The following is a 2,388-nucleotide window of genomic DNA, read 5'->3' as shown; positions in this document are numbered from 1 at the left end:
AGCATCTGATCGAACGTTCCCTGGTTTCGCCAGCCCCTGAACCGTTGATACACCGTTGACCATGGGCCAAAGCGGTCTGGCATATCTCGCCACGCGGCAGCGGAGCAGAGCACCCAGAGCACACCATCAAGCATCAGTCAGTCGCTCAAGCGAGGCCGTCCCCTGCTTCAGGCGTCGCTGACCTGCCCGTTCGAGCGCACGCGGTGGACACCTGCTTGATGCTGGGCTGTACGCGCACCATCAGGCAGCGGCACGAGCTCATCCAGGCGGCTGTAGTTTTCTGGCTCTTCGAGGGGGCAAGCCTTCGAGTGGAGCGGCGCATATTAATGTGTCGATGGGGGATATCCAGGGTGTCGATGTTTGAAGTGTCTGGTAGATGCTCCAAAATGGTGCGCCGCTCCTTGGGTGGCTGGAAGGCTTCCGTATATCGGATCGAGGAGTTGCTGAAAAGGTGTAGTCGTTAAAAGTCAAATTATTGGTCCTTGCTGTCAATTGTTTGATTGCATGGGGGCGAATAATACATATGAATGGATTTATACGTTGAAGCGAGTCGGCAATGAAGAACAATGCTGTGGTTGTTCTCTAGCACTAGACCAGCTAATGGATGTATATCCCTTAAATTTTGATTTTTAATTGAATTGTAGGTTTTAAAATGATTACCCTCCAAATTGTTCGGGTTGGCGAAGCGGCTAAGATCATAGACGTTCAAACTCATGAAAACAATTTAGCGCCGCTGCGGCTGAAGGCAGCTTCTTTTGTTAAGTACGTTGTCAAGGTCGAGGACTCTTTGTCAACCCATCGAGTGGTTGTTAAGCGCTCGGGTGACGATCTGGTGGTGATGGAGGATGGCAAGGAAGTAATTGTTATTGAGGGTTATTTCGCTGTAGTAAATCCAGAGTTTGTTCTGGAGGATGACAATGGTGACACGTTACTGATCGTTTCGGGAGACGGAACAGTAGAGTATGCCGCTGACGGCGTTTTATATGATTCGGCATCGGATGCGAATGACGATGCATTGTTTGGGTTTACGCTTGAGGGTGCTGCGCTCGGCGCTTTGGGGGTTTTGGGGGCGGGAGCTCTAGCGTTTGGTGGTAGTGGTGGTAGTGGTGGTAGTGGTGGTAGTGGTGGTAGTGATGATCATGATAATGGCGGCTCTTCAGCAATAGGCTCAACCGGTAATATTGCGCCGAGTGTACCCGCGCTGGTCGTGGGCGATGCCGATGCCGATGGCAAAATCGATGCTTCGGGCACTGCCGAGCCGGGCAGCACGGTCACCGTGACCTGGCCTGACAACAGCACCAGCACTGTCGTGGTTGATGGCAGTGGCAACTGGAGCCTGGAGTCGCCAACCGTCCAGGAGCCGGGCGAGGTCATCGCCGAGGCGACCGATGCTGCGGGCAACACCAGTGACTCGGTCACTGTCATCTACACCGATACCGTGGCGCCGAACGCGCCGACGCTGGTCGTGGGCGATGCCGATGCCGATGGCAAAATCGATGCCTCGGGCACTGCCGAGCCGGGTAGCACGGTCACCGTGACCTGGCCCGACAACAGCACCAGCACTGTCGTGGTTGATGGTGGTGGTAACTGGAGCCTGGAATCGCCGACCGTCCAGGAGCCGGGCGAGGTCATCGCCGAGGCGACTGACGCGGCGGGCAACACCAGTGACTCGGTCACTGTCATCTACACCGATAACGTGGCGCCGAACGCGCCGACGCTGGTCGTGGCCGATGCCGATGCTGATGGCAAAATCGATGCCTCGGGCACTGCCGAGCCGGGCAGCACGGTCACCGTGACCTGGCCTGACAACAGCACCAGCACTGTCGTGACCGATGGCAGTGGTAACTGGAGCCTGGAGTCGCCGACCGTCCAGGAGTCGGGCGAAGTCCGTGCCGAGGCGACCGATGCCGCGGGTAACACCAGTGACCCGGTCACTGCCATTTACACTGATGCCGTGGCGCCGAACGCGCCGACGCTGGTCGTGGCTGATGCCGATGCCGATGGCAAAATCGATGCCTCGGGCACTGCCGAGCCGGGCAGCACGGTCACCGTGACCTGGCCTGACAACAGCACCAGCACTGTCGTGGTTGATGGTGGTGGTAACTGGAGCCTGGAATCGCCGACCGTCCAGGAGCCGGGCGAGGTCATCGCCGAGGCGACCGATGCGGCGGGCAACACCAGTGACTCGGTCACTGTCATCTACACCGATAACGTGGCGCCGAACGCGCCGACGCTGGTCGTGGCCGATGCCGATGCCGATGGCAAAATCGATGCGTCGGGCACTGCCGAGCCGGGCAGCACGGTCACCGTGACCTGGCCTGACAACAGCACCAGCACTGTCGTGGTTGATGGCGGTGGCAACTGGAGCCTGGAGTCGCCGACCGTCCA

At 58.3% G+C, this 2,388-nt stretch carries 1 protein-coding gene and 1 pseudogene; one reads left to right on the top strand and one right to left on the bottom strand.

Annotated features, from left to right (window positions below; translation table 11 throughout):
- Positions 1–161 (bottom strand): annotated as a pseudogene (locus ACIQUS_RS27200) (transposase); the annotation flags it as partial.
- A gap of 491 nt (positions 162–652) precedes the next feature.
- Here ACIQUS_RS27200 and ACIQUS_RS27195 point away from each other — a divergent pair.
- A partial coding sequence (locus ACIQUS_RS27195; protein WP_403054257.1) for an Ig-like domain-containing protein occupies positions 653–2,388 on the top strand: 1,736 nt, incomplete at its 3' end.

This window comes from Pseudomonas sp. NPDC090755, assembly GCF_044769005.1.
Classification (GTDB): Bacteria; Pseudomonadota; Gammaproteobacteria; order Pseudomonadales; family Pseudomonadaceae; genus Aquipseudomonas.
The sequence above is the reverse complement of the archived record's forward strand: the minus strand, read 5'-3'. Positions and strand labels throughout refer to the sequence as shown.